18 protein-coding genes are annotated in these 19,951 nt (G+C 67.5%); 8 read left to right on the forward strand and 10 right to left on the reverse strand.

Translation table 11 applies throughout. The features are described 5' to 3' along the window. Together BLQ70_RS00005 and BLQ70_RS00010 are read right to left on the reverse strand one after the other, a co-directional pair. The coding region (locus tag BLQ70_RS00005; protein ID WP_425284534.1) for an alkaline phosphatase family protein at positions 1-761 on the reverse strand (761 nt) is incomplete at its 3' end. 11 nt (positions 762-772) lie between these two features. Next, the gene (locus tag BLQ70_RS00010) at positions 773-1,918 is read right to left on the reverse strand and encodes a 2-aminoethylphosphonate--pyruvate transaminase (RefSeq protein ID WP_091855321.1); all 1,146 of its coding nucleotides are present in this window, start codon (positions 1,916-1,918) and stop codon (positions 773-775) included. A 107-nt stretch (positions 1,919-2,025) separates the two neighbouring features. Here BLQ70_RS00010 and BLQ70_RS00015 point away from each other — a divergent pair, with 107 nt between their 5' ends. Then, a complete protein-coding gene (locus BLQ70_RS00015) occupies positions 2,026-2,904 on the forward strand; it encodes a LysR substrate-binding domain-containing protein (RefSeq protein WP_091855322.1) in 879 nt (292 codons plus the stop codon). A gap of 64 nt (positions 2,905-2,968) precedes the next feature. Here the strand turns inward: BLQ70_RS00015 and BLQ70_RS00020 are convergent, their stop codons facing one another. From BLQ70_RS00020 to BLQ70_RS00035, 4 genes are read right to left on the reverse strand one after another with little or no spacing between them, the layout of a single operon-like run. Continuing rightward, positions 2,969-3,616, reverse strand: coding sequence for a sarcosine oxidase subunit gamma (locus BLQ70_RS00020; protein ID WP_061963446.1), 648 nt, complete (start codon positions 3,614-3,616; stop codon positions 2,969-2,971). Next, positions 3,609-6,593, reverse strand: a complete 2,985-nt coding sequence (locus BLQ70_RS00025; RefSeq protein ID WP_091855323.1) for a sarcosine oxidase subunit alpha family protein — start codon at positions 6,591-6,593, stop codon at positions 3,609-3,611. Before BLQ70_RS00025 ends, BLQ70_RS00020 begins: the two co-directional genes overlap by 8 nt. Further along, positions 6,590-6,865: a sarcosine oxidase subunit delta gene (locus tag BLQ70_RS00030; RefSeq protein ID WP_061963450.1), complete on the reverse strand. Its 276-nt coding sequence runs from the start codon at positions 6,863-6,865 to the stop codon at positions 6,590-6,592. Before BLQ70_RS00030 ends, BLQ70_RS00025 begins: the two co-directional genes overlap by 4 nt. A 24-nt stretch (positions 6,866-6,889) precedes the next feature. After that, a complete protein-coding gene (locus BLQ70_RS00035) occupies positions 6,890-8,140 on the reverse strand; it encodes a sarcosine oxidase subunit beta family protein (RefSeq protein ID WP_091855324.1) in 1,251 nt (416 codons plus the stop codon). Positions 8,141-8,210: 70 nt separating this feature from the next. On the opposite strand from BLQ70_RS00035, the gene BLQ70_RS00040 reads away from it, so the two are divergent. The 7 genes from BLQ70_RS00040 to BLQ70_RS00070 all read left to right on the forward strand — a co-directional run bounded on the left by BLQ70_RS00040 (position 8,211) and on the right by BLQ70_RS00070 (position 15,470). Beyond that, positions 8,211-9,197, forward strand: a complete 987-nt coding sequence (locus BLQ70_RS00040) for a GlxA family transcriptional regulator (RefSeq protein WP_244511844.1) — start codon at positions 8,211-8,213, stop codon at positions 9,195-9,197. An 89-nt stretch (positions 9,198-9,286) separates the two neighbouring features. Continuing rightward, a complete protein-coding gene (locus tag BLQ70_RS00045; RefSeq protein WP_091855326.1) occupies positions 9,287-10,105 on the forward strand; it encodes a transporter substrate-binding domain-containing protein in 819 nt (272 codons plus the stop codon). A gap of 155 nt (positions 10,106-10,260) precedes the next feature. Beyond that, positions 10,261-11,001 carry an amino acid ABC transporter permease gene (locus BLQ70_RS00050; protein WP_061963457.1) on the forward strand — a complete coding sequence of 247 codons (741 nt, stop codon included), beginning with the start codon at positions 10,261-10,263 and terminating at the stop codon, positions 10,999-11,001. Further along, positions 10,998-11,849: an amino acid ABC transporter permease gene (locus BLQ70_RS00055; RefSeq protein WP_091855327.1), complete on the forward strand. Its 852-nt coding sequence runs from the start codon at positions 10,998-11,000 to the stop codon at positions 11,847-11,849. Before BLQ70_RS00050 ends, BLQ70_RS00055 begins: the two co-directional genes overlap by 4 nt. Further along, entirely contained in the window at positions 11,846-12,604 is a 759-nt protein-coding gene (locus tag BLQ70_RS00060; protein WP_425284535.1) for an amino acid ABC transporter ATP-binding protein, read from the forward strand. Before BLQ70_RS00055 ends, BLQ70_RS00060 begins: the two co-directional genes overlap by 4 nt. Before the next feature lie 80 nt (positions 12,605-12,684). After that, positions 12,685-14,295 (forward strand): FAD-dependent oxidoreductase, encoded by a 1,611-nt coding sequence (locus BLQ70_RS00065; protein WP_091855329.1) that lies wholly within the window; start codon positions 12,685-12,687, stop codon positions 14,293-14,295. 8 nt (positions 14,296-14,303) lie between these two features. Next, positions 14,304-15,470, forward strand: coding sequence for an NAD(P)/FAD-dependent oxidoreductase (locus BLQ70_RS00070; protein WP_091855330.1), 1,167 nt, complete (start codon positions 14,304-14,306; stop codon positions 15,468-15,470). 21 nt (positions 15,471-15,491) lie between these two features. Here BLQ70_RS00070 and BLQ70_RS00075 read toward each other — a convergent pair whose 3' ends face one another. Genes BLQ70_RS00075 through BLQ70_RS00090 form a run of 4 tightly spaced genes read right to left on the reverse strand, consistent with a single transcriptional unit; the run spans position 15,492 to position 19,936 of the window. Continuing rightward, positions 15,492-16,655, reverse strand: coding sequence for a serine hydrolase domain-containing protein (locus BLQ70_RS00075; protein WP_091855331.1), 1,164 nt, complete (start codon positions 16,653-16,655; stop codon positions 15,492-15,494). After that, entirely contained in the window at positions 16,652-18,232 is a 1,581-nt protein-coding gene (locus tag BLQ70_RS00080; RefSeq protein ID WP_091855332.1) for an ABC transporter substrate-binding protein, read from the reverse strand. The genes BLQ70_RS00075 and BLQ70_RS00080 overlap by 4 nt, the downstream gene beginning before the upstream one ends. A gap of 29 nt (positions 18,233-18,261) precedes the next feature. Further along, complete coding sequence (locus tag BLQ70_RS00085; RefSeq protein ID WP_091855333.1) at positions 18,262-18,597, reverse strand: AtuA-related protein; 336 nt, start codon at positions 18,595-18,597, stop codon at positions 18,262-18,264. A gap of 4 nt (positions 18,598-18,601) precedes the next feature. Further along, positions 18,602-19,936: an acyclic terpene utilization AtuA family protein gene (locus BLQ70_RS00090; protein WP_091855334.1), complete on the reverse strand. Its 1,335-nt coding sequence runs from the start codon at positions 19,934-19,936 to the stop codon at positions 18,602-18,604. Positions 19,937-19,951 lie beyond the last annotated feature (15 nt).

Consider the following 19,951-nt stretch of genomic DNA (forward strand, 5'->3'; position numbering starts at 1 on the left):
CCGTGATCGGCGGTGATGACCAGCGTGCAGCCGAGCGCGTCGAGCTTGCCGACATACCCGTCGAACATGGCATAGAACGAGTCCGCCATTTCCGAACCCGGCCCCGCCTTGTGCTGCACATAATCGGTGGTCGAGAGATACATCAGGTCCGGCTTGAAGGTCTCCAGCAGCTTGACGCCGGCCGCGAAGACGAATTCCGAGAGATCGGCCGAGTAGACCGACGGCACGGGCATGCCGACGAAGTCGAGCACGTTCTCGATGCCGTTCTCGGCCTTGTTGGCCTTGTCGGCCTTTTCCGAGGAGAAGGCGATCGCGCTGCCCGAGGCGAAGTCGAGCCCCTTGCCGAGCAAAGTGCGCAACTTGTCCTTGGCGGTGACCATCGCGACCTTGAAGCCGGCCTTCTGGAACTCGGCCAGGATGGTCGGCGCCCGCAGGAAGCGGGCATCGTTCATCATCACCTCTTCCCTGGCCTCGCGGTCGTAGAAGAAGTTGCCGGCGATGCCGTGCACGGCCGGCGGCCGGCCGGTGATGATCGAGAGGTTGTTCGGGTTGGTGAAGCTCGGAATCACCGAATAGGCATGGGTACTGGCGCCGGTCTTCATGATCCGGTCGAGGTGCGGCGTCAGCCCCTTGGCGCTGGCGGCCTCGATATAGGACGGCTCCGAGCCGTCCATGCAGATCACCACCGTCGGACGCCGCGGGCGCGCATAATTGCGACCGTTCGCAACAACATCCGAGCCGATCTTCGCGTGCATTGTCATCTCGGGGCTCCTTACGCGGCCGACTTCAGGCCGACGCCCATTTCATCAAGGACGTCCGACACCGTGGCGACGAAGGCGCGCATGTCCTGCGCGCCCAGCGCACCGATGCAGCCGATGCGGAAGCTGTCGGCGACCGTCAGCTTGCCGGGATAGATGACGTAGCCGGCGTCCTTCAGCGCATCGTAGAAGCGCTGGAAGACGAAGTTCTTGTCCTCGGGCATGTGGAAGGTGACGATGATCGGCGCCTGCCGGGCGGCCGGCAGCAGCGTGCGGAAGCCGAGGCCTTCCATGCCCTCGATCAGGATGCGGGCGTTCTCGGCATAGCGCTCGCCGCGCCCGGCGACGCCACCCTCGGCCCAGAACTCCTGCAAGGCCGCGTGGAAGGCGACGATGACATGGATCGGCGGGGTGAAGCGGTACTGGCCGGTGCGCTCGAAGCCGGCGTTCTGGTCGTGGAGATCGAGCACCAGCGTGGTGGCATTGCCCTTGGTCTCGGCCAGCGCGCTCTTGCGGGCGATGACGAAGCCGAGGCCGGGAACGCCCTGGATGCACTTGTTCGAGGAGGCGGCGACCGCATCGAAATAGACCTCGCGGCTGTCGAGCGGCAGGGCGCCGAAAGCGCTCATCGAGTCGACCAGCAGGCGGCGGCCATGGCGCTTGGCGAGCGCAGCGATCGCCTCGACCGGGTTGCGGATGCCGCTCGTCGTCTCGCAATGGACCGTGAAGATATGGGTGATGGCGGTGTCCGCCACCAGCATGCGGTCGATCTCGGCGAGGTCGGGCGGGGTGTCCTCCGCGGTCTCGTGCACGGCGACGGCGCGCCCGGCGATCTCGACGATGCGCTTGGCGCGCTGGCCGTAGGCGCCGTTGATCAGGATCAGGATCTTGCCGTCACGCGGCACGAAGGTGGTCAGCATCGCCTCGACCGCGAAGGTGCCGGAGCCCTGCATCGGCACGGTGACGAAGTCCTCGCCGCCATGGATGATCTTCGGAAGCTCTTCCAGGACCGCCTTGTTGATGCCGACAAAGGTCGCGTCGCGCGAGCCCCAATCATGCACCATCGCTTCCTTGATGGCCTTGCTGGTGGTCAGCGGGCCGGGGGTCAGGAGGAGCGGATCACCGGTTTCGGAGGAGGCAGGGCGGCGGGCCTGGGCCATGATGGTCTCGCGATGTCGTTGCGGCGGATGATCGCGAAGCTAGGAGTGCCGTTGACATAGGTCCAATACATCGTTTCCATATCCCCTATAGACAGGATCTATAGAATATGGCCATCAGCTATTCCGGCCTTGCGGCCTTCCATGCCGTCGCCGAGGCGCAGAGCTTCACCGGCGCAGCGAAGACGCGCCATGTCAGCCAGCCCACCCTCTCCGCCCAGGTCCGCGGGCTGGAGGATGCCTATGGCGTCAGGCTGTTCGACCGCGCCGGCCGGCAGGTGAAATTGACTCCGCTGGGGCAGAGCCTGTTCGTGGTTACGGCACGGCTGTTCGCAGCCGAGGACGAGGCAGAATCGCTGCTCGCCGGCAGCCGCACATTGCAGCGCGGCCATCTGCGGATCGCGGCCGACAGCGCCACCCATGTGATGCCGGCGCTGGCGCGGATGCGCGAACGCTATCCGGGTCTGACCTTCTCCCTCAGCATCGGCAACTCCTCCGAAGTCGTTGACCGGATCATGGATTTCGCCGCCGACGTCGCGATCACCGCGCGCGCTAATTCCGATCCGCGCATCCACAGCGTCAGGCTGCGCTCGGACGATCTGGTCGCCTTCGTCGCCGACCAGCACGAGCTGGCACGGCACGACCAGATCCCGATCGAGGCCTTCGCCGGCCAGGACATCGTGCTGCGCGAGCGCGGCTCTATTACGCGGGAGGTCTTCGAGAGCCGGCTTTCGCTCGCCGGCATCAAGCCCGCGAACCTGCTGGAGGTGCAATCGCGCGAGGCCGTGCGCGAAGCCGTCGCTTTTGGTTTCGGGATCGGGGTGGTGTTCGCGGCGGAGTTCAAGCCGGAGGCTGGCCTGAAGCGGATCATCATCACCGGGGCCGATTTCGATGTCGGCGAATACATCGTCTGCCGGGCCGAACGCCAGCGCCTGCCGCTGGTGCGCAGCTTCTTCGAGACCGTTCAGGACGTGATCGGTTCGCGCTGAGAAAGCCTGCGCACGCGCTTGTTCGAAAGCCCGTCGGCGGAGTACCCTTTGCGGGTTTCGGCCCCTATCGCGGCCCTGCGACCGGAGCTGCCGTTACCGCGCAACCGAATTCCGCCGCCGATGCGGTGAACCAGGCCCAGAAGCTTCCCGCCATGCTGCGCGGGACCAGGATCTCAAACACAGAACCATCCGGCCCGTCGGCGAGCCGCCAGATCTGCACGCCGACATGGGCGATGCTGGTCAAGGCGACATCGCCCACCGCGAAGGCCGCAGGGTGGAGATCGAGCATCACGCCCTTCGCCAGCAGATCGCGGACACGCGGCCCCGAGAGCCTGACGGCGGCGCGCGCATCGCTCTGGTCGCTGACGGCGCCATGGGGGGCGAGCTCGGCGAGGAGCCCGGCAAAGCCGTCACGCGAGGCGGCGCGCAGCAGCCATTGGTCCGGACCAGCCCAGATCGCATCATGAGCCTGACCCGAGGCGATCTTCGGCGCCTGCGGCAGCGCGATGCCGAGCCGCGCCTCGACGATCCGCGACAGGGCCGGCGCCGCGCCCGGCGCAGCGATCAGGGTCGCCAGCCCGAAGCCGTCGAGCAGCGTCGCGAGGACGCCGGCCCCTCCCGTTGCACCGAAGGAGCCGGGCTGCGCGATGCCGGCCCAGGCACCGCGCGGCGCCCAGGAAACCGCTGTCGACACGGTCGCGATCTCAGCCATGGAGGCGGGCTCCTTCCGGATCGACGAAGACGGGCGAACAGATCTCGACGACGATGTCGCCATTGCGGACGGGGTCGTAGGCGCGCACGCGCTCGCCGATGCGGGCTGCGCCTCCCTTGATCAGGCCCAGCCCCATCCAGTGGTTCAGATGCGGGGAATAGGCGACGGAGGTCATGTAGCCCTCGTCGTTCTCCATGATGTCCGCCTTGCCGATGCCGATGAAATGGGCGCCGGCGCGCAGGCGCTGCGTCGGATCGACCGGCCTGAAGCCGACGAAGGACGGCCTGTCCTTCTCGATGAGAGCCTGACGGCCCGCCATCAGGCGGCCGAGATAGTCCTTTTTCGCCGACATCATCTTGCCGAGGCCGAGATCGCGCGGCGTGGTCTGGCCGTTGAGCTCGTTGCCGGCGACATGGCCCTTCTCGATACGCATCACGCCGAGCGCCTCGGTGCCGTAGGGCGTGATGCCGAAGGGTTGGCCGGCCCGCATCAAGGCGCGCATCATCGCATCGCCATGGTCAGCGGCAACGGCGAGCTCATAGGCCAGTTCTCCCGAGAAGGAGATCCGGAAGAGCCGGGCCGGGATTCCGCCACCGACGGTGACGGCGCGCGCCGCCAGATAGGGAAAGGCCTCGTTCGAAATGTCATGCGCGGGATCGACGACGGCACGCAGGGTCTCGCGCGCCCTCGGCCCGGCGACAGCGACCTGCGCCCATTGCTCGGAGACCGAGACCATGCGGATGTCGAGCTCCGGCCAGAGCACCTGATGGCAGAATTCCAGATGCTGCATCACCTTGCCGGCATTGGCCGTCGTGGTCGTCATCAGGAAATGGCTGTCGCCGAGGCGGGAGGTCGTGCCGTCATCCATGACGAAGCCGTCCTCGCGCAGCATCAGGCCGTAGCGCGCCTTGCCGACCGGCAGCGCCTTCCAGCCGTTGATGTAGACGCGCTCCAGGAATTCGGCGGCGTCCGCGCCCTGGATGTCGATCTTGCCCAGCGTCGAGACATCGCAGAGGCCGACGCCGGCCCGCACGGCCTGGACTTCGCGGTTGACGGTGGTCAGCCAGTCGTTCTCGCCGGGCTTCGGATAGTATTGCGCCCGCAGCCACTGGCCGGCCTCGACGAAGACGGCGCCCTGCTCCTTCGACCAGTCATGGGTCGGCGCCAACCGTACCGGCCGGAATTCCTTGCCACGGTGATGGCCGGCAAGGGCGCCGATCGCCACCGGCGTATAGGGCGGCCGGAAGGTCGTGGTTCCCGTCTGCGGGATCGTCTTACCCGTCTGCTCGGCCATGATGGCGAGGCCGGAGAGGTTCGAGGTCTTGCCCTGATCGGTCGCCATGCCGAGCGTGGTATAGCGCTTGAGATGCTCGACTGGCCGGAAGCCCTCGCGCGCCGCGAGCTCGACATCCTTGTCGGTGACGTCGTTCTGGTAGTCGACGAAGGCCTTGCCTTTCGCGCCCTTCACCCGCCAGATCGGCTGCAGCGCCGTCGCCTCAGGATCGGTCATCGGCACCGGCCCCGCAGCGGCCGGCTTCAACCCAGCCTCGGCAGCGGCCTCGCCGCCAAGCCGGGCACCATCCTCCAGCGCCTGCCCCAGGGTGAAATGCCCGGCCGCACTGCCGGCGACCGCGAGCCCCGCCGGCAGGGTTCCCGGCACGAAGCATTGCAGAGCCTCGTCCCAGACCGCCTTGCCGTTCTGATGCGAAGTCAGGTGCAGCGTCGGGTTCCAGCCGTTCGAGACGGCGAGCAGGTCGCAGGCGAGCGCCATCGTCGCGCCGGAGGCATCGCGAATGGTGACGCCGTCGAGCTGACGGCCGCCCCGCGTGCCTTCGATCACGCCGCCGGCAAACAGCCGCGCCCCGAGCTTGTCGGCGAGCGCCTTTCGTGCCGGATCGGCTTCACCGCGCGCATCGACGATCGCTGCGACCTTGCCGCCGGCAGCCGCGATGTCGCGCGCCGTCGCCCAGCCATCGTCGCCGGCCGTGAACAGCACCGTCTCGCGGCCCGGCAGAACGCCATAGCGATTGACGTAAGTACGCGCCGCGCCGGCCAGCATGACGCCCGGCACATCGTTGCCGGGGAAGACGATCGGCCGTTCCAACGCGCCCGCGGCGAGGATCGCCCGCCTGGCATGGATGCGCCAGCCGCGCTGACGCGGCTGATGGGGCGCCGGCTCCGGCAGATGATCGCCAACGCGCTCGACCGCGCCATAAATGCCGTGGTCGTAGAGCCCGAAGACGGTGGTGCGCGACATGATCCGCACCTCAGGCAGGTTTTCGAGCTCGGCCAGTGTCGCGGCCAGCCATTCGGCGGCCGGCTTGCCATCGATCTCGCGCTTCTCCGCCAACAGGCGCCCGCCGAGGCAGAAATCCTCGTCGCAGAGAATGACGCGGGCGCCGCTCCGTCCCGCCGCCAGGGCGGCCGCGAGACCGGCAGGGCCGCCGCCGATCACGAGCAGGTCGCAGAAGGCGAAGGCCTTCTCGTAATGGTCCGGGTCTTCGAGGCCGGCCGCGCGGCCGAGGCCCGCGGCACGGCGGATCAGCGGCTCGTAGAGCTTCTCCCAGAAGGCTGCCGGCCACATGAAGGTCTTGTAGTAGAAGCCCGCGACGAGCGCCGGCGAGACCAGACCGTTGAGCGAGAGCAGATCGAAGACGAGCGAGGGCCAGCGGTTCTGACTGGCGGCATCGAGCCCGTCGAACAGCTCGGTGACAGTGGCGCGGGTGTTCGGTTCGCGGCGCGCGCCGGAGCGCAGTTCCACCAGCGCGTTCGGTTCCTCCGGTCCGGCCGAGAGCACGCCGCGCGGGCGATGGTATTTGAAGGAGCGCCCGACAAGGCGCACGCCATTGGCGAGCAGCGCCGAAGCGAGCGTGTCGCCGGCAAAGCCCCGGTAGGGCTTGCCGTCGAAGCTGAAATTCAACGCCCGATCGCGGTCGACCAGGCCGCCGGAGACGAGCCGGAAAGACTGCCCGCTCATGCTGCCGCTCCGGTCTTGCGCGACTTCGCGGCCTCGACCGCAGCGATCGCATGGTTGCGGGTATCGCGGGTCACGACCAGCCAGGCATGGCAGCCGGCGCCGTGATACCAGAGCTCGCGATGCGTGCCGGCAGGGTTTTCGCGCTGGTAGACGTAATCGGTCATCGCGGCTTCGGTCGCGGCCATGCCGTCGGGCCGCTTGAGGTCGGCCGCGCCGAGATAGGTGAATTCCTGGGCGTCGCGCGCGCCGCAATGGGGACAGGTGATGCGCATGGCAAGGTCCTCGGCAGCGCGCGGTCAGTGCAGGTTCGGCTGGGCGCCGGCGCCCTTTTCGTCGATCAGTCGCCCGGTGGCGAAGCGATCGAGCCGATAAGCGGCCGCGACCGGATGCGGCTCTCCCGTCGCGATCAGATGCGCGAAGCAGAAGCCCGAGGCCGGCGTCGCCTTGAAGCCGCCATAGCACCAGCCGGAATTGAGGTAGAGCCCATCCACCGGCGTCGTGTCGATGATCGGCGAGCCATCCATCGACATGTCCATGACGCCACCCCAGTGGCGCAGCATGCGCACCCGGCCGAGGCCCGGCCACAGCGCCATGGCCGATTCCATCACGTCCTCGATCACCGGCAGGTTGCCGCGCTGGGCGTAGGAGTTGTAGCCGTCGATATCGCCGCCGAAGACCAGCCCGCCCTTGTCGGACTGGCTGATGTAGAAATGCCCGGCGCCGAAGGTGACGACGGTGTCGATCAGGGGCTTCAATCCCTCCGACACGAAGGCCTGGAGGACATGGGTCTCGATCGGCAGGCGCAGACCGGCCATTGCGGCGACCCGCCCCGAGTTGCCGGCGACCGCCATGGCGATTTTCTTCGCCCGGATCGGCCCGCGCGAGGTTTCGACGCCGACCGCCCGTCCACCGACCATGGTGATGCCGGTGACCTCGCAGTTCTGGAGCATGTCGACGCCGCGACTGTCGGCGGCGCGCGCATAGCCCCAGGCCACCGCATCGTGCCGGGCCGAGCCGCCGCGGCGCTGCAATAGCCCGCCCTGCACAGGGAAACGGGCATTGTCGTAATCGAGATAGGGCAGCATCGCCCTCACCTGCTCCTGGCCGAGCAGTTCTGAATCGACGCCAGCAAGCCGCATCGCGTTGCCGCGGCGGGCGAAGGCGTCCCGCTGCGCGTCCGAGTGATAGAGATTGATCACGCCGCGCTGGCTGACCATGGCGTTGTAGTTCAGGTCCTGCTCCAGCCCTTCCCAGAGCTTCATCGACAATTCGTAGAACGGCGTATTGCCGGGCAGGAGATAGTTCGAGCGGATGATCGTGGTGTTGCGGCCGACATTGCCGGAGCCGAGATAGCCCTTCTCCAGCACCGCGACATTGGTGATGTCGTGCCGGCTGGCGAGGTAATGCGCCGTGGCGAGGCCATGTCCGCCGCCGCCGATGATGATGACGTCGTATTCGGCTTTGGGCTCAGGGTCGCGCCAGGCCGGCGTCCAACCCTTATGGCCCCGGAAAGCCTGGGCGAGCAGCGAGAAGGCGGAATAGCGCATCGGATGATCCGGTCGATCTTGTCATCGAGAGATTGACCGACATAAGTTCGACGACATGCTTGATAGCGACATGCGATTGTCTGGAAGCGACGACGGCACACCGACCCATGTCGGCTTTCTGCTGATCCCAGATTTCGCGCTGCTGCCCTATGCCTCGTCGATCGAGCCGCTGCGGGCCGCCAACCGGTTGTCGGGGCGCCCGCTCTATCGCTGGAGCCATATCTCGATCGACGGAGCGCCCGCCCCCGCATCGAACGGCGTCGCCATCGCGGCGGATGCTCCCGTCGGGGCCGAGCTTCGGCTCGACTACCTGTTCGTCTGCGCCGGGGGAAATCCCGCTCTCTTCCACCACCAGCCGTCCTTTTCCTGGCTGCGGCAGCTGGCAAGGCGGGGCGTCCGGATCGGCGGCGTCTCGGGCGGCCCTTATCTGCTGGCGCGGGCTAATCTGTTGAGCGGCTACCGGTTCACGATCCATTGGGAGCATGCGGCCGCTTTCCTGGAAGAGTACCCGCGCCTCGACCTGCGCCGCTCGCTCTACGAGATCGACCGCGACCGGCTGACCTGCAGCGGCGGCACGGCCCCGCTCGACATGCTGCACGCCGTGATCGCCCGCGAGCATGGCAGCGACCTCGCGCTCGCCGTCAGCGAGTGGTTCCTGCAAACGCAGGTCCGGGAGGGCGCAGGGCCGCAGCGCATGCCGCTGCGCGAGCGGCTGGGCATCGCGCATGCGCCTCTGCTGCGGGTCATCGCCCGCATGGAACAGACGCTGGAGGACCCGGAGCCCCGCGAAGCCCTCGCCCGCCTGGCCAATGTCTCGCTGCGCCAGCTCGAACGCCTGTTCCGCCAGCATCTCGGCCGGTCGCTGGGCGAGCACTACCTGGCCTTGCGCCTTGACCGGGCGCGCGACCTGCTGCGGCAGACCAGCCTGTCGATCCTGGAAATCGCCCTCGCCTGCGGCTTCGCCAGCGCCAGCCATTTCTCCCGCAGCTATAGCGGGCGCTTCGGCCATCCTCCCCGATCGGAGCGGCTGCCCCACCACCCCATCGCTCGGCGCTAAACGTCAAGAATGCGTCGCATGGGGTCAATTCTGCGTACCGATCCACCTGAAGTCTAAGGCTTCAAATAAAACACAGGGGATCGCGACCGATGAACAAGCTCACCGCTCTCGCGCTGGCGGTCGCCGCCACGCTCGCCGCCGCACCTGCCATGGCGCAGGACACCCTCGCCAAGATCAAGGAGAAGGGCGTCCTCACCGTCGGCGTGAAGAACGACTACAAGCCCTGGGGCTTCCTCGATCCGTCAGGCAAGATCGTCGGCCTCGAGATCGATCTCGCGCAGGAGGTTGCCGCCAAGCTCGGCGTCAAGCTGGAGATGGTGCCGGTCATCGCCGCCAATCGCATCGAGTTCCTGCGCCAGGGCCGCATCGACATGATCGCCGCCACGCTCGGGGACACGGCCGAGCGACGCAAGCAGATCGGCATGATCGAGCCGAACTACTATGCCGGCGCCACCAACGTGCTCGCGCCCAAGAGCGCCGGCCTCAAGAAGTGGGAAGACCTGAAGGGCCGCAAGGTCTGCGCCGTGCAGGGCGCCTATTACAACCGCCGCGTCTCGCAGGTCTACTCGCCGGAGCTGGTCGTGTTCCCGTCGGTGCCGGACGGACTGAACGCGCTGCTCGGCAACAACTGCGTCGCCTTCCTCTTCGACGACACGCTGATCGTCTCGACGCTCTCGGGCGGCGACCCGAAATGGGCGAATTACGAGATGCCGCTCAACTCGGAAGACCCGCAGCTCTGGGCCATCGCCGTGCGCCTCGACGACCTCGACGGCGCTTTCGGCAAGCTGCTCAAGGAGATGTCGGTCGACTGGCACAAGAGCGGCAAGCTGCTGGCGCTCGAGACCAAATGGGGCATCAAGCAGAGCCCCTACCTGATCGAGACCAACAAGAAGCTGAAGGGCTCGTAAAACCGCCCGCCGATCCTGCTGCCTCCCTCGTCATTCCGGGCGAGCGAAGCGAGACCCGGAATCCATCGTAGAGCACCGACGCCGATCGATGGATTCCGGCTCCGCGCCGCTCGCGCGGCTTGGCCGGAATGACCCGGAGCCAAACGGAAGAGCTCATGATCGCAGCCTTCTTCGAGCGCCTGAACGATACGCAGGGGCTCAACTTCTCGATCTTCTACGATGCTTTCGATCGCTCCCGCTTCCTCACGGGGTTGTGGACCACGACCTATATCTGTGTCGTCTCGATCCTGGCCTCGCTGGCGATCGGGCTCATCGGCGTCTGGGTTGCGGGCAGCGGCTCGCGGCTCGGCCGCCTCGTGGTGCGGATCTATGTCCAGTTCTTCCGCAACACGCCGCCGCTGGTGCAGCTCTCCTTCTTCTATTTCGCCGTCGGCAGCATGCTGCCGACGGTCTCGGACGGTTTCGGCGGGCAGTCCCCGCTGGTCAGCGGCACGGGCTGGGCGATCATCGCCTTCTCGCTCTTCGCCGGGGCGTTCAATGTCGAGATCTTCCGCGCCGGGATCGAGGCCGTGCCCGAGACGATGGTCGAGGCGGCGGAATCACTCGGCTACACCCGCTTCCAGCTCTGGCGTCAGATCGTGCTGCCGCTGGCCTTCCGCATCTGCCTGCCGGCGCTCAACAACAACCTCGTCAATCTCGTGAAGACCACCACCCTCGCCTATGCGATCGGCGTGCCCGAACTGCTCTACGCGGCATCGCAGATCTGGTCGGAGATGTTCAACGTCCGCGAGATGATGAACGTGCTGCTCGTCGTCTATGTGCTGCTCGTCGCGGTGCTGGTCTGGGTGATGCATCGCTGGGAGAAGGCCATGCGCATTCCGGGCTACATGCCATGAAGGCGGGCGCCACCGATCTCCCGGTCCTGAAACCGTTCCGCGCCGCGCCGATCGCGCCCAGCGGCCTTGCCGCACCGGCCCTGCTGAGCGCCGGCCTCGTCGCGGGCACGGCGATCGTCTTCGCGGCCTCGCTGGCGGTGGCGCAGGCGAGCGGGCCAGCGGCGCGTGACGGCGCCGTAACCATCCTGTGGCGCTGGGCGCCGCTGATCTTCCAGGGCTTCCTGTTCAACCTGCTGATCAGCTTCCTCTCGATGGCGCTGGGCACGGCAGTCGGCGTGCTGTTCGGCATCGGCCAGGTCTCGCCATCCGCGGCACTGCGCAAGCCGGCCTGGGCCGCGACGCAGTTCTTCCGCAACGCGCCCTGGCTCGTCCTGCTGTTCTACGCGATGTTCCTGCTGCCCTTCGAGATCAGGCTCGGCCCGGTCACGATCGCCTTTCCAGCCTGGATCAAGGCGATCATCGGGCTGGCGCTTCCGGTCGCGGCCAACGTCTCCGAGATCGTGCGCGGCGGCATCCGCTCGATCCCCTCCGGCCAGTGGGAATCGGCCGAGGCGCTCGCCTTCACCCGCCGGCAGACGATGTGGATGATCATCCTGCCGCAGGCCTTCAAGCGGATGATCCCGCCCTGGATGAACCTCTACGCCATCCTGACCATGGCGACGACGCTGATCTCCGTCGTCGGCATCCAGGACGGGCTGACGGTGACGCGCGCCGCGCTCGTCGCCGAGAGCCGGCCGGAGCTGATGCTGCCGATGTACCTGCTGCTGCTCCTGATGTTCTTCGCCTATTGCTACCCGATCGCACGCCTCACCATGGCGCTCGAACGCCGCTTCAACGTGAAGGGATGACCATGGTCGCCAGACACCAACTCGGCGAGCCGGTCGTCGTCATCGAAGGGGTCGAGAAGGCCTTCGGCGCCTTCCCGGTCCTCAGGGATGTCAGCCTCACCATCCGCCGCGGCGAGACCGTCTGCGTCATCGGCCCCTCCGGCTCGGGCAAGTCGACGCTGCTGCGCTGCATCAACGCGCTGGTGCCGATCAACAAGGGCTCGATCACCGTCGCCGGCCGGCAGGTCAACGATCCCACGCTCGACAAGCTGGCGCTGCGCCGCGACGTCGGCATCGTCTTCCAGCAATACAATCTGTTCCCGCACAAGAACGCGCTGCAGAACGTGATGATGGCGCCGATCCATGTGCTGAAGCAGGACCGGGCCGAGGTCGAGGAGCGGGCCAGGCGCCTGCTCGCCAAGGTCGGGCTCTCGCACAAGCACGACGCCTATCCGGGCGAGCTCTCGGGCGGCCAGCAGCAGCGCGTCGCGATCGCCCGCTCGCTGGCGATGAACCCCAAGGTGATGCTGTTCGACGAAGTCACCGCCGCGCTCGACCCTGAGACCAAGAAGGAGGTGCTGGTCACCATCCGCGACCTCGCCGCGGAAGGCATGACCTGCATCCTCGTCACCCACGAGATGGGCTTCGCGCGCGAGGTCGCCGACCACGTCTATTTCACCGATGGCGGCGTCATCGTCGAGCATGCGCCGCCGGCAGACTTCTTCGGCGCGCCGCGCGAGCCGCGCACGCGCGCCTTCCTCGAACAGGTGCTCTGACACGCCACGCCGCACCAACCGGGCCGAACCTCAGCCGGTATCGACCCGAGACTGAACAGCGTCATTCGCGAGGGTGATCCATGAACATCCCGGCCTCAGACCCCAAATCCGTCACCGGCAAGCCCCTGCCCATCGACGAGACGGTCGACGTGCTCGTCGTCGGCGGCGGACCGGCCGGGCTCGAAGCCGCGATCGGGGCCGCGGCGCGCGGGCTCGGTGTCCTGCTGGTCGACGAGAACCCGATTCCGTTCACGACGATGGGCGACGATGTGCCCCTGCATTTCGGGCAGGGCATGGCGGCGAATGCCCGCAACCGCAACGCCATGATGGAGGCCTTCATCGCCTCCGAGCCGCGGATCGAGGAGGCTTTCGAAGCGGGGGTCGACGTCCGCCTCGGGACGGCCTGCTGGGGGCTCTACGCGAACGGGCCGACGCTCGGCTGGATGCCCGGCCTCGTCGCAGGCCTCGCCGACGCGGAGCGCAGCGTTCTGGTGCAGGCCCGGCACGTCATCCTCGCCTGCGGCCGGCGCGACATGGGCCTCGGCTTTCCCGGCTGGGAGAAGCCGGGGGTGCTGGGCGCCACCGCTGCCCTCAATCTCGCGACGCGCTACGGCGCCTTCGGCCCACGCAAGGTGATCGTTCTCGGCTCGAACACGGAAGCGCTGGTCACCGCGATCGCCCTGCGCGAGGCAGGCGTCACGATCGCGGCAATCGTCGAGCAGGCGCCAGAACCTGTGGGCGACGAAGACCTGCTGGCCAGCCTGCGCCAAGGCGGCACGGACATCCTGACCGGCCATGTCGTGCGCGAGGCGGTGGGCCGCGACGCGGTCGAGGTGGCGATGGTCGCAAGACTGGATGAAAACGGCCGGCCGACCGGCGACGAGCGCGCCATCGCCTGCGACGGCATCGTGCTCTCGGTCGGCACCACGCCGGTCGTGGACCTGCTCGATGCGGCCGGCGGCAAGGTATCGTTCCAGGCCGAACGTGGCGGCTATGCCCCGGTTCTGGATGCAGATCAGCGCACCAGCCTCGCCCATGTCCATGCGGTCGGCGATTGCGCCGGGATCTGGCCGGCCAAGACCCGCGACCGCGCGATCGCCGAGGCAGAGGCCGCGCGCGCCGTGGCGGCGCTGGGTCAGGTTGCGACGGGAAACAAGTCCGAAAGCCCGCCGGCACCGGCCTACGACATCGGCGACTACCGCCTGGCCTGGGTTCGGGCGAGCGTGATCGAGGCGCGGGCCGAATTCCATGTCTGCCAATGCGAGGAGGTGACGGCCCGCGAGATCCTCGAGGTTCGCCCGCCGCGCTATCTCGACTGGCGGGACGAGCGCCGGAACGATCGCTCGCTGTCGGCGCTGCTCGGCGAAGGCCCGCCCAATCCAGACCAGGTCAAGCGGCTGACGCGGGCCGGCATGGGGCCCTGCCAGGGCCGCCGCTGCCGCGAGCAGGTCGCAGGCCTGCTGGCGCTGGGCGCCGCGCAACCGCTTTCCGCGATCCCGCTCGCCGGCTACCGCGCCCCGGTCAGGCCGATGCCGCTGGCGATGACGGCGCATGTGCCGGAGGCGCCCGGTCAGGCCGAGCATTGGGACACCTGGTTCGGCATGCACGCCCAATGGGTGCCGTTCTGGGAGGTGCCGGAGCGCTACACCGTCGCGAGCAACGACGCGACCGGCCCGGTCGCGAGCGAGTGAGAGCCGGCATGAGCGAGATCAAGGGAGCTTCGGTCGTCATCGTCGGTGGCGGCGTCACCGGCCTCTCCGCCGGCTGGTGGCTGGCGCGGGACGGCGTCGACGTGCTGGTGCTGGAGAAGGGGCTGATCGGCTGGGAAGCCTCCGGCCGCAATGGCGGCGGCTGCTCGCACCACCATTCGCCTCTTTTCGCCGAGGAGCAGCGGCTCTGGCCGATCATGGACGAGTTGCTCGGCTACCCCACCGAGTTCCGGGGCGAGCGCATCCGCCTCGCCGCCAGCGAACATCAGATGGCGCTCTATGGACGCGCGCTGCGCAATGCCGAGCGACAGGGCTTCCAATCGGCGGTGCTCGACGTCAAGCAGGCCAAGGAGATGGTGCCGCTGGCGGGCGACACCGTCGTCGGCGGCTATCACTACAAGTTCGGCGGCCACGCCAATCCACACCGCACGCTGCAGGGCTATGCCTGGGCGATGCAGGACCATGGTGGGCGCATCCTGCAGCACACCACCGTCACCGGGTTCCGCAGCGAGGGCGGGCGTGTCACCGCGGTCGAGACCGATCGTGGCCCGATCGGCTGCGACAGCCTCGTGCTCGCGGCCGGCCCGCAGACGGGGCGCTTGTCGGCGATGCTCGGGCAGGAGGTGCCGGTGCAGTCCGCCCGCTGCGAGATGATCGTGACGGAGCCCCTGCCCCTGATGCCGCTCGGCGGCGTCGACGGTTGCGGCCTCTATGGCCGCCAGACGCTGCGCGGCAACCTCGCCTATGGCGGCGGGCCGCATGAATGGCTGGCCCTGGCCGAGGAAGGCACGCCGGCGAAGCCGACCACCCCGCTGATGCTGCACATGGGCAAGCGCCTGGCCGAGCTTCTGCCCAAGGCCGCCCATGCCCGCATCATCCGCTCCTGGGCCGGGGTGATCGAAAACACGCCGGATGGCCGCCCGGTGATCGACCGGCTCGATGCGCAGGCGAATGTCGTGGTCGCCACGCTGTCGAGCGTCGGCTTCGGCCTGTCGCCGGCGAGCGGCCACGCGATCCGCGATCTCGTGCTCGACGGGGCCTGCAGCTTCGCCGACATCTCCTCCTTCAAGCTGTCGCGCTTCGCCGAACTGGAGCCTAACTGGCGCGAGCTGCAGGGCTGGCAGGCATCAGCCGCGACGGCCATGCTGAGTGCGTGAAACGCCGCTCGACGGCCGTTGTCAGCCGCCCTCCCGAATTCGGTCGAGCACGGCATCCTTGAAGGCGAACCGTTCGGACCTGATATCGATGTCGTAGCTGGCCGCGAACGGGGGCTGGGGCTGGCACGACAGCGTCACGATGACGACGTTGGCCTTGCGGTTCACATAAAGCGTTTGCCCGGCGAAACCCACGGCGACCATGGCGCCGTCGGGGTCGATCCACCAGCTGTAGCCGTAGCCATCGGCACCATAGCTGTTCGTCGACGGATCGAGGGTGAACACGCGCGAACCGGCGTCGTCGAGCCAATTCGGTGGCAGGACGGTCTCTCCGCCGATCACACCGCCATGCAGCAGAAAAAGCCCGAACCGGCCGAAGTCCCGCAGCGCCATGCCCGCACGGCTGCCGCCGATCTCCTGGCCGCCCTCGGACTCGAGCGTGTAGAAGGCATCGAATTCCATGCCGAACCGCGACCAGATCTTGCTGGACATGTAGTCGGCCAGCGTCCGACCCGTGGCTGCCGAGAGCAACGCTCCGAGAACATAGGTATCGCCGGTGTTGTACAGAAACTGCGAGCCCGGCTTGTGCAGGCCGCGCACGCTTCGCATCAGGGCCAGGACGCCTCCCGGGACCTTGTCGCCGAGCGACTTGCTGTAACGATTCACATGGGAATTGCGGTCAGTGTAGTCCTCGTTCCAGTCGACGCCCGACGACATGGTGATGAGATTGCGGACGCTGACCGCGTCATAGGCGCTGTCGCGGAGCGCCGGCAGATAGAGCGAGACCGCATCGTCGAGGCTCGCGATGGCTCCGTCCTGAAGGGCGGCGCCGACCAGCGTCGTCGTCAACGACTTGATCATCGACATGGATGACCATCGCAGATGCTCTTCCAGGCCCAGCGCATAGCGCTCGAGCCGGATGGTATCGCCCTGCAAGACGAGAAGCCCGGCGACATTGGCCCGATAGATATAGTCGTCGATGCCCCGGCGCTCGCCGCCCGTTTCGTATTCGACCGCGATTTCGGCAGCCCGCTTGAGCGGAAAGGCCTGCTGGCCTCGCCGAATGGGCCGGGTGGCGAACATGCTGTCGACATTGCGGTAGGCATGGGCCTGCCATGTCGGCGAGAGCAGGAGGAAATCCTCGCCTCGGGGGACGTAACGACGCGGCTCCGCCTTGTCCGTGCTCATGTCCGGCGCACTCCATAGAACAGCGGCAGGCCCTTCTGCACGCCCGTCAGATTGCTGCGATAGGCGGTCTGCTGGTAGTAAAGGCCGGTCGGTGCGTATGGCACCGCCTCGAAGGCGACCCGCTGGATCTCGGCGCAGATCGCGGCCTGGGCCTTTTCGTCCGCGGCCCGGAACCAGTCCATGCGGAGTTCTTCCAGCCGCGGGATATCGGACCAGCCGAAGATGGCGGAGGTGCCGCTCCCCCGCAGGAAGTTGTTGCTCGACGGGTTGAGCAAGCCGACGCCCGCGGTGAACGTCCCGACAATGTGCCATCCGCCCTTGTCGGGGGCCTCCCGGTTGTTTGCGCGGGCGAGCACCGTGCCCCAGTCCATCACCTGCATGTCGATGTTGAAGCCGGCCCGCTTGAGTGCGTCGGTCACCACCTCGCCCTGTGCCTTGAGCGTGGCGATATCGCCCGGCACGAGGTAGACGAGAGGCTCTCCCTTGTAGCCGGCTTCCTTCAGCGTGCGTTGCACGAAGTCCCGATCCGGCGGCTCCTTCTGCGCGTCGAGACCGATCGTGCTGGCCATCGGTGTGCCGGGAAGGAAATACCCGACCTTGTCGCGCCAGTATTTGGGGTCCTCGCCGATGACCGCGGTCATCACGTCCTTCTGGCTGATGGCTGCCAATGCGGCCCGCCGGACGCGCACATCGCTCGTCGGCCCCTGCAGGAAGTTGAAGCGGATCACCCCGGCCGAGCCGAACGTGTCGATCAGGTCGAGCTTGACGTTGTCCTTGGAGGCGAGCAGGTCCCAGTAATCAGAGGCGGGCTGCTCCCACCAATCGATTTCCCCGGTCTGAAGCGCCGAGGCGGCGGTCGCGACATCGGGCATCACCACCCACTCGACCCTGTCGAAATGAGCGATCTTGGGGCCAGCCAAGGCGCTGGTCTGGCCCCCCTGGCGCGGCACGTAGCCCGCGAATTTTTCATAGGCGAGGCGGCTGCCCGGCACCCTCTCCCCGGGAACGAAGCGATAGGGGCCGCTGCCGACCATCTCCGTCACCTGGACGGTCGCCTCCGTCAGCGCGAGCCGCTCCGGCATGATGACCGCGTTGTTGGTCCCGAACTTACCGAGAGCGTCCGGCAGCATCGGGAAAGGCGCCTTGAGCCGAAAACGGACCGCCCGGTCCGAAACGGCCGAAAGCTCGTCCGTGAGCGCCGCCAGGACCTGGCCGACATTGTCGCGCTTCCACCACCGTTTAAGGCTTGCGACCACGTCGCGGGCGAGAACCGGCGAACCGTCATGGAAGCGCAGCCCCTCCCGCAAGGTGAGCGTCCACTGCAACCCGCCCTGCTCGACGAGATGGCCCTCGACCATCTGCGGCTGGGCCCGGTTATGCTCGTCGGCTCCATACAGCGTGTCGAAAATCAGCATCGCGTGGTTTCGCGTGACGTAGGACACGCTCATGATCGGATCGAGAATCGCGACATCCGATTGCGGGGCGAATTTGAGGACGGAGGCGCCTTGGGCTCGCACGATGGACGGCATGCTCAGGGCGGATGCCATGCCGGCGAGAAATCCGCGTCTTGTGGCCATTGTCGTTCCCCTCCAGGATTTGTTTGTCGTCATGTCAGCGGGTGCCGCCCGGCGTGCGCCAGTTCCGGCAGTTCGAGATCGAGCAGTGCCGAGCTGAGGCCCTTGCCGTGGGCGTCGAGCGCCAGCGAGCGTGTCACGCCGCCGCCGAGGGCGCCCTTCATGACGAAATTCAGGGCGCCGAGCGCAGGCAGCTCGTAACGCGAGACAGGGCCGCTCGCGACGCCGGCGAAGAGCGCCGCCACGCGCGCTGCCGTGACGTGTTCGGCGATGAAGGGGTAATCGCCTTCATCGAAGGCAATGACGGATATGGTCGCGACGTTGCCCTTGTCGCCGGTCCGGGAATGCGCGATCTGGCGAAGCTTCATGGCATCAGGCCTCGAAGAAGCTGAGCTGGGTCGAGACGATGCTCTGGGGCACCAGGGCCGAAGCGATCGCGATGACCGGCCTGACCGATTTCCAGCCCCCGCCGCCGCCGGCCGGGCCGTTGGTGTAGAGCGTCTCGACCTCGTCCCCGATCGCCCTGGCGCTATCTGCGGCATCGGTGCGCGCGGCAACCCGGATGCGGACCTCGTAGGGATCGCCGCCGCCCGACAGCTCAGCGCCGTGCAAGGCGTCGACGCCGATCAGATCGAAGCGGGCTTCCGTCATGGGGACGCCGCAGAGCGCTAGGCGTTCCCGCACGATCTCGAGCGCCAGGCGGCCACGCTCGACTGCGCCGGCCCCCGCATAGGACATCTGCCCCTCACCGACGAACCCGTCGCGATAGCCGATGGAGACCTTGAGCAGACCGGTGCTGGGCTCTCCGCGCCCGCCTTCGACAGCCACGCGATCGGCTCCTGCCGAATGGACACGCACGCGCGAGAAATCGGCGACGACGTCAGGCTGAAGATAGCGGGCAGGATCTTCGATCTCGTAGAGCAACTGTTCCTTGACCGTGGCGGTCGTCACGGCTCCGCCGGCCGTGTCCAGCTTGGTGACGATCAGGTCGCCGTTTTCGCTGACTTCCCCGATCGGAAAGCCCAGCCGCGCGAGACCGGGAACATCCTTCACGCCCGGATCGGCGAAGTAGCCTCCGGTGATCTGTCCGGCACATTCCAGCAGATGGCCGACCAGCACGCCCTTGCCGAGCTTCTCCCAGTCGTCCGGCTTCCAGCCGAAGGCATGGATGAGAGGTCCCAGGAACAGGGCGGGATCTGCCGCGCGACCGGTGACGACGACACCCGCCCCGGCGCCCAGCGCATCGGCGATCGGGCGGGCGCCGATATAGGCGTTGGCGGAGATCACGCGGTCGCCGAGATCGGCCAGCCTGCCGCCTTCCAGGAGCGCGACGTCGCTGCCGCGAATCTGTTCGAGAACGTCGTCGCCCGTCACAGCCGCAACCTTGAGGCCGGTCAGCCCCTGGCGGCGCGCGACGTCGCGGACGAGTTCGGCAGCCGCCAGCGGATTGGCGGCCCCCATATTGGTGACGATCCGGGTGCCGGCGTCGCGGCATGGCTGAAGCACGGCGAGCATGCGCCGTTCGAGCAGGGGATCGTATCCTTTGGACCGATCCGCGAGCCGCGCCTGCTGGGCCAGCGCGATCGTCCTCTCGGCAAGGCATTCGAAGACGAGATAGTCGAGGCGCCCGTTTCGGGCGAGCTCGATGGCGGGCTCGATCCGATCCCCCGCGAAACCTGCCCCAGCGCCAAGTCTGATCGATCTCATGCCGCACAGGCTGAG

This window comes from Allobosea robiniae (assembly GCF_900102525.1).
Lineage (GTDB): Bacteria > Pseudomonadota > Alphaproteobacteria > Rhizobiales > Beijerinckiaceae > Allobosea > Allobosea robiniae.